This window comes from Vibrio sp. 10N.247.311.13, assembly GCF_041467595.1.
Lineage (GTDB): Bacteria > Pseudomonadota > Gammaproteobacteria > Enterobacterales > Vibrionaceae > Vibrio > Vibrio crassostreae_C.
Map to the genome: position 1 here is coordinate 37,138 of NZ_JBFSUX010000040.1, position 7,088 is coordinate 44,225.

At 44.5% G+C, this 7,088-nt stretch carries 5 protein-coding genes; 3 read left to right on the top strand and 2 right to left on the bottom strand.

Going from position 1 to position 7,088, the window contains the following annotated elements:
* Positions 1 to 42: 42 nt before the first annotated feature.
* Positions 43 to 1,239 (top strand): NO-inducible flavohemoprotein, encoded by a 1,197-nt coding sequence (gene hmpA, locus AB6E52_RS15810; protein ID WP_017062636.1) that lies wholly within the window; start codon positions 43 to 45, stop codon positions 1,237 to 1,239.
* Positions 1,240 to 1,397: 158 nt separating this feature from the next.
* Here the strand turns inward: hmpA and AB6E52_RS15815 are convergent, their stop codons facing one another.
* Together AB6E52_RS15815 and clcA are read right to left on the bottom strand one after the other, a co-directional pair.
* Positions 1,398 to 2,345, bottom strand: coding sequence for a TDT family transporter (locus AB6E52_RS15815; RefSeq protein ID WP_017062635.1), 948 nt, complete (start codon positions 2,343 to 2,345; stop codon positions 1,398 to 1,400).
* Between the two features lie 239 nt (positions 2,346 to 2,584).
* Complete coding sequence (gene clcA / locus AB6E52_RS15820) at positions 2,585 to 3,991, bottom strand: H(+)/Cl(-) exchange transporter ClcA (protein ID WP_102320762.1); 1,407 nt, start codon at positions 3,989 to 3,991, stop codon at positions 2,585 to 2,587.
* Between the two features lie 552 nt (positions 3,992 to 4,543).
* Here clcA and AB6E52_RS15825 point away from each other — a divergent pair.
* Together AB6E52_RS15825 and AB6E52_RS15830 are read left to right on the top strand one after the other, a co-directional pair.
* The gene (locus AB6E52_RS15825; protein WP_102320763.1) at positions 4,544 to 5,527 is read left to right on the top strand and encodes a GTP-binding protein; all 984 of its coding nucleotides are present in this window, start codon (positions 4,544 to 4,546) and stop codon (positions 5,525 to 5,527) included.
* A 182-nt stretch (positions 5,528 to 5,709) separates the two neighbouring features.
* Positions 5,710 to 6,996: a DEAD/DEAH box helicase gene (locus tag AB6E52_RS15830; RefSeq protein WP_019821956.1), complete on the top strand. Its 1,287-nt coding sequence runs from the start codon at positions 5,710 to 5,712 to the stop codon at positions 6,994 to 6,996.
* Positions 6,997 to 7,088 lie beyond the last annotated feature (92 nt).

Below are 7,088 nucleotides of genomic sequence, written 5' to 3' on the forward strand. Positions count from 1 at the left end.
AATGACATATAGGTCATAAGGCTCAGTGTTCGGAGTAAATTCATGCTTAACAATGCACATATCGAAATCATCAAATCTACTATTCCTCTACTTGAGAGCGCAGGCCCAGCTTTAACTCAGCATTTTTATCAACGTATGTTCACGCATAACCCTGAGTTGAAAGATATCTTCAATATGACTCACCAAAGAACAGGTCGCCAAGGCGTAGCACTGTTTGAAGCTATCGCGGCATATGCAAAGAACATTGAAAATCTAGCAGCGTTAACAACTGCCGTTGAACGTATTGCTCAGAAACACACAAGCTTTAACATTCAACCAGAGCACTACCAAATTGTTGGTTTGCACCTGATTGAGACATTACGTGAACTAGCTGCTGACGCCTTTACTCCAGAAGTGGAAGAAGCATGGACAGCCGCTTACCTATTCTTGGCGCAAGTATTCATCGATCGTGAAGCTGAACTTTACCTACAGCGTAAGCAAGCTGTTGGTGGTTGGGAAGCAGCGCGTGCGTTTGTGATTGCAGACAAAATCGAAGAGTCAGCGCTAGTAACAAGCTTTATCCTTCAGCCAAAAGACGGCGGTGAAGTTCTGGATTACACACCAGGTCAATACATCGGTATCGAAGTGAAACCAGAAGGCTCTCAATACAGCGAGATTCGTCAATACTCACTGTCTGATAAGCCAAACGGCAAGCAATACCGTATTTCTGTTAAACGTGAAGGACAAGGCCAAGAGACACAAGGCGTTGTATCTAACCACCTACACGATACGGTTGCTGTTGGTGATGAGGTTAGCCTATACGCACCAGCGGGTGACTTCATGTATCAAGAGCGCAGCAAGCCAGTAACACTTATCTCTGCAGGTGTTGGTGTAACGCCAATGCAGTCTATGCTTGAGTTCCTAAACACGGAAGATAAAAACGAGCCAGTACTTTACCTTCACGCTTGTGAGAACGTAGGCCAACACTCTTTCACGACTCGTGTTAAAGATATTGTTGCCGACAAAGGTTGGGAAGCGAAAACGTGGTACATGAACAAAGATGAATCTGCATGTGAAAACACGCATCAAGGCCAAATGGATCTAGCGTCTATCTCTGATACTAAAGGCTTTGAAGAGAGCGATTTCTACATCTGTGGTCCTGTTGGTTTCATGAAGAACATCGTAGAGCAGCTAGATGCAATGAAAGTTGACCGTTCACGCGTTCACTACGAAGTATTCGGCCCTCACGCTAACTTCTAATAGGTCTCGGCATTTCTAGTAACACTCGCCTGAACTATTAATACCTTGCCTATTCAAAGGCCTCACAGTGTGAGGCCTTTTTGGGTTTGGTTGGTTTTGTCTGACATCATCGACTCCTGCAGAACACGATGGTTCAGCTAAGATCTTTTCGCTTCTATCTAAGAACGTTTCATCTTCTTGGACATGTAGTCGGAATCGAAAAACTCAGGCCAGTACATTTTTACGTAACCACCGGCAACCCAAATCACTAGAATGGTGGCGATGGTTAGCTCAAAGAAACCAAACTTGTGTAGCCAATACCATTGTGGGTATTCCGCGCCGAAAAATGTAGTTAGACGATGCATGGCAATAGCGCTGATCACAGATGGGAAGGTGACGGCAGCAATCGAAGGTTGGAACTTCAAACGCATTAGGCGGATGTAACACAAGTAAATCAACAAAGTCATGGTGATGGCAATGCCCGCCAATGCACCTGTTAGAATCGGGTCTGGGTTGTCGAAGTTAACCAAGTAAGCGGCTAAAGACAAGTTAACCGGAGCTGCCATGATAGCGAGTGTTGGTCTTGCTCGGCGAGGAAGGTTGCCTTCGAACACCAAGCGGTACAACACCACTGGCAACATAAGGAAATAGATACCAATACAAGTGACCGCAAGTGTTTCTGAAAATACGGTGTGCCCGAACTGTGTGCCAGCTAAGGAACTGCTGATCAAACCGACCGGATACAGAAACCAACTCGGTACAATGTTCGACATTTTGAAGTTGATGATCTGAAAACTAAAGAACAACACCATCATGGTAAAGTGCAGCAATAGCGCGCAGAACCAAACTGGGTAGGCGATAGCTGGCGATATCTCGGCTAAATAGTCGCACAGAATCAGTAAAGCCATGCTCATTGGTGCCATCAAGCTTCCACTTAACGGGTGGCGAATGTCATTAAGGAAGGTATTAAAGCTCGTTAAATAGCGCAGTAAAACAGGCAGCAATAATAGCGCGCCGAATGCAGCGAGGTAGGGACGAATTATCTCACCAATGCCCGGGATATATAACGCCCAAGCTTGTCCTAACCCAATAACGCCAAGTGCTAAAGACGCCTGAGATGGCGGCACATTTTTTACTTGGGTTAATCTTCTCCAGTTCAACGACTTACTCCGACTTAGTTAATTAAAGACTTTTAGAATATTTGCTTTATTTAGAGTGTGTAGGCCTTTCATCAATAGATTTTGAGGGCACTCAACTAATTTTGAGTGGATGATACCAAGTTTAACGTTTGCTTTTTTGATTTTGATACGGAATCGGGAGATTAAGCACGTTGAATATGTGCTTTTGTTTCATGAGTCATTTGTAATTAACGTACTTTCTCTTGTTGAGGGAGATCTTGTTGTCTTAGTTTTTCGTTTTTCAGCGTACGGTTAAGCAGTTGACTGTAAATTGGCTGCCCACCCAACATTTGAGCAATGATTACCGCACCTAAGCAGGTGATGATCAACGGCAGGATCAGGTAGTAGTTATTGGTCATTTCAATAACCAACAGTATGCCAGTGATAGGCGCTCGAACAGTGGCAGCAAATAAGGCTCCCATGCCAGCAATGGCAAACATACCCGGTTCAATATTCAGTTCAGGAAAGAATGCCGCCGCGATAAGCCCGAACGCATAACCAAAGAGTGTTCCTAGCGCAAGCATTGGTGCAAAGATACCGCCGGGCGCACCAGAGCCGAAACAAAGCAGGGTAGTGAGGACTCGGCCTAAGAAAATCAACAGCAACACATTGGCGCTGTAGCTGCCATTCGTGATGTTCGGGATGATACCAATACCACCACCAGTTAATTCAGGTATATAGAGCAGCAACAAGCCAAAGCAACCACCAAGTAGGGTACCTGTCATCAAGTAGCGTTTACGGTCATTCTTGTGTATCGCCACAAACAGGTCTTGGGAAAGCGTGATCAGCTTATTGAAAATTACACCGAACAGACCGAACAACACACCTAACAGCAAGAACAACCAAAGTGCGTCGAGTTCAGGTGGCTGGTACTGAGGTATTGTAATAACGGCTGATTGACCATTGATAGAGCGAAATACAATGTTGGCCGAAACTGCTGAGATGATGACGGCTTTGATTGATATGAGTGAGTAGCGAAACTGTGGTCTCATCTCCTCAACCACAAACATGATGCCAGCTAGCGGTGCATTGAATGCGGCGGCTAAGCCACCAGCGGCACCTGAAGCCAACAGTGAATGGCGAGTGTCATCATCTTTGACTCGAAAGATATCTGTGACCATACGACCGATACTGCCGCCCATTTGAACGGTTGGCCCTTCGCGGCCTAAAACCATACCAGAGCCTAACGCGCCCATGCCGCCAAAGAATTTTACGGGTAATACTCTCCACCATCGAACAGGGCGCATGCCGTCCATTGCACCTTCGATTTCAGGGATACCTGAACCGGCAGCTTCTGGAGCAAAGCGGTGAACGAGAAAATAGCCAATAAAGGCGAATGCAGCACTAATAAGGAAAGCGGCAAGCCACAGTGGTAGATGGCTACCGATTTCATCTTTTAGCCAATCGGTACGGGTTTCTGTGATGAAATGAACCGCAACTTCGAAATAGGTACCCACTACACCTGCCAGTACACCCACAATACAAGAAAGGAAGAGAACCGAAGCTGGGGTCTTATCTCTTGAGAGAAATTGATTAATAGCATCCCTTGGCATTTTGGCTAATAAGGACTGCTTAATTTTCTCTCTTCTGGTCATAGAGATAAGTTTCCTGAATGAGTTAAGGCGGGGTTGCATTAAATTATACGCTTCCTCTGCATATCCTATAGCAACAAAGTTGAAAAGTTGAATTTCATTTATTGAATGTACGTGTTACATAAATGGAATCTATGGCCAATAGTGGAATCACCGTCACAATTTTGATCGATTCTCTGGCGGCGGCTTGAATATCCCCAAAAATGAACCATAGTTAAATCGTAAAGCAACATAACGAACCGCAAGGAGAAGTGAGGTTTTACACACAATTTGGATGGATTCAGAAACAAAGTTTTAGTTCCTCGTTAAATGTTCAGGTCGATATTTAAGGCTTCCTGATTCGCGAACTCACGATTGAGTAACGAGGGTGAGGCGTACTGAGTAAGTACGCCTTTAGTTCGTCTGGAGCATCCCATTTCCTCATTCCGCTTCTACTGCTTTATCTCTTCTGATTATTTTCGCGCCAACCTCTATTAACGAATCTCAGTGTAAACAATCGATTGGGGTCAACTTTTTGGTGATTGAGTATATACTCCCTTAAAAAGGAGAACTGATATGACTAAAAAAGTTCCTACAAACATCATTACGGGTTTCTTGGGTGTTGGTAAAACGACAGCCATCTTGAACCTGCTAAAAAATAAACCTGAGAATGAAAACTGGGCTGTTCTGGTTAATGAATTCGGGGAAATCGGCATTGATGGTGCATTGATGACAGATCAAGGCGCTTTGATTAAAGAAGTGCCGGGTGGATGCATGTGCTGTACTGCGGGCGTGCCTATGTCAGTGGGTATTAATGCCTTACTTCGCCAAAAGCCAGACCGTTTATTGATTGAGCCGACAGGGCTTGGTCACCCTAAACAGGTTATAGCGACACTGACTTCCGATCAGTACACACCATATGTCGATTTAAAAGCGACGCTTGGTTTGGTTGACCCACGAAATCTGTCTAATGAAAAGTACACCTCGAATCAGAATTTTAATGATCAACTAAATAGTGCAGATGTGATTCTTGGTACTAAGGTTGACCTTGTTCATTCTGAAGACATCGATGTGTTCAATGATTGGGTGACGGATCAAACGCCAGCAAAAGTCTTCCATAAGCTAATTCACGATGGTGAAGTGCCATTGGAAGTGTTGGACATTGAAAGAGTATACGGCAGTGCTTCCTCTCATCTTGAAGCGCATCATCATGACCACGCTGAACAAGAGCCTCAATTCCAACTGCCTCCCGGTGAAGCGTTTATCCGTAAAGAGAATAAAGGGCAGGGTTATTTTAGTTGTGGTTGGTTGTTTGGCGCAGAGCATAAGTTTGACTTCGATGCGCTATTCTCAATGTTGTCGGAGCTAACGGCTGAGCGTGTAAAAGCCGTGGTGAATACTGACCAAGGTTGCTATGCGTTTAACGTGGCGAATCAAGTGGTGTCAGTGAATGAAATTTCCCTTGATGGCTTTGAGTCTCGTCTTGAAGTGATCGACTCGCAGTTAATGCCTTGGGACGATCTCGAGCAGATTCTACTCAAGCTGTGTGGCATCAAATAGCGCCATTTTTACTGTTTGAATTGATGATCTCGGTGTTTACCTCGTTGAAGGCGGGATAAACACCAGATTAAATGAGAAAGTTTGCGTTATATCACGATAAATGTGAGATAAATCACTCTAATTACTTTATAGTGCTCGGCTGAAATAAGAATGTAGGCTGTCTGCTTAAGGAACCCGTAACAATGTCATTTTCCTCTCAAGGTTTTGCTCCTGAATTAGTCAAAGCGTTGACTGAGTGTGGTTATGAAAAACTCACTCCAATTCAACAAAAAGCGATTCCAATGGCTCGTAAAGGCCATGATATTTTTGCTACTGCTCAAACCGGCACGGGTAAAACAGCGGCATTTTCATTGCCTGTTATTCAACACCTTTTGAACAGCGGTAAAAAAGCGTCTAGAGGAACGGCTCGCGGCCTTATTCTTGCTCCAACTCGTGAGCTTGCTGCGCAGATCGCTCAAAACATTAAAGACTACGTTAAATACACGGATCTAAGCGTTTCTGCGGTTTACGGTGGTAACAAGATGTCTTCACAAGTTCGTCAACTAGAACTGGGTGTGGATATTTTGGTTGCAACCCCTGGCCGTTTAGAAGAGCACTTAGAAGCGGGTAACGTGTCTATTGCTAACCTAGAATTCCTAGTATTTGATGAAGCTGACCGTATCCTTGATATGGGCTTTATCAATGCCGTTCGTAAGATCATGTTGGATGTAGAAACATCACCGCAAATCATGATGTTCTCTGCAACGACTTCTACTCAGTTAAACCAACTGTCTGTTGATATTCTGCGTAAACCAAAACGTATTAGTGTTGAGCGCGAAAACTCTACGGCTGCTACTGTTGGTCACGTGGTTTACCCAGTGGATCAAGAACGTAAAACTGAACTGCTTTCTGAGCTTATTGGCCGTAAAAACTGGCGCCAAGTGCTTGTGTTCGTGAACTATAAAGAAACAGCGAATGATGTAGTTAAAGAGCTTAAGCTTGACGGTATTAAAGCGGTACTTTGTCACGGTGATAAAGCGCAAAGTGCTCGTCGTCGTGCTTTGGATGATTTCAAAGAAGGTAGAGCACGTGTGATGGTAGCAACCGACGTTGCAGCTCGTGGTCTTGATATCGAAGACTTACCACACGTAATTAACTACGACATGCCTTTCCTAGCGGAAGATTACGTTCACCGTATTGGCCGTACAGGTCGTGCTGGTAAACAAGGTCACGCAATCTCTTTCGTTAACCGCGAAGAAGAGCTGACTGTTGTTCAAGTTGAAAAACTGATTCAACAACGTATTCGCCGTGTTGAACAACCGGGTTACGAACCGAAGAAACGTGATGCTTACATCGAGAAGCTGAACACTAAATCGGCTTACAAAAACCGTCAGGGTCGTAAGAACAACGCGAACGAAGAGCCACAAGATCAAGCAAGCGCTGAACGTCGTTTGACTATGATGAAGCGAATTAAAAACCGTCGTAAGTAAAATTACGGTTGGTAATGAAAAAGAGCCACTGTTATGTGTAATGCCGATCAGTTAAAGCCAAAGCGATCGGTTGAAGGATCCTTCAGAGCTGT

Bases quoted from the DNA above. Each gene is read 5' to 3' on its own strand.
- hmpA (WP_017062636.1), top strand. From the start codon at position 43: ATGCTTAACAATGCACATATCGAAATCATCAAATCTACTATTCCTCTA.
- clcA (WP_102320762.1), bottom strand. From the start codon at position 3,991: ATGACCAGAAGAGAGAAAATTAAGCAGTCCTTATTAGCCAAAATGCCA.
- AB6E52_RS15825 (WP_102320763.1), top strand. From the start codon at position 4,544: ATGACTAAAAAAGTTCCTACAAACATCATTACGGGTTTCTTGGGTGTT.
- AB6E52_RS15830 (WP_019821956.1), top strand. From the start codon at position 5,710: ATGTCATTTTCCTCTCAAGGTTTTGCTCCTGAATTAGTCAAAGCGTTG.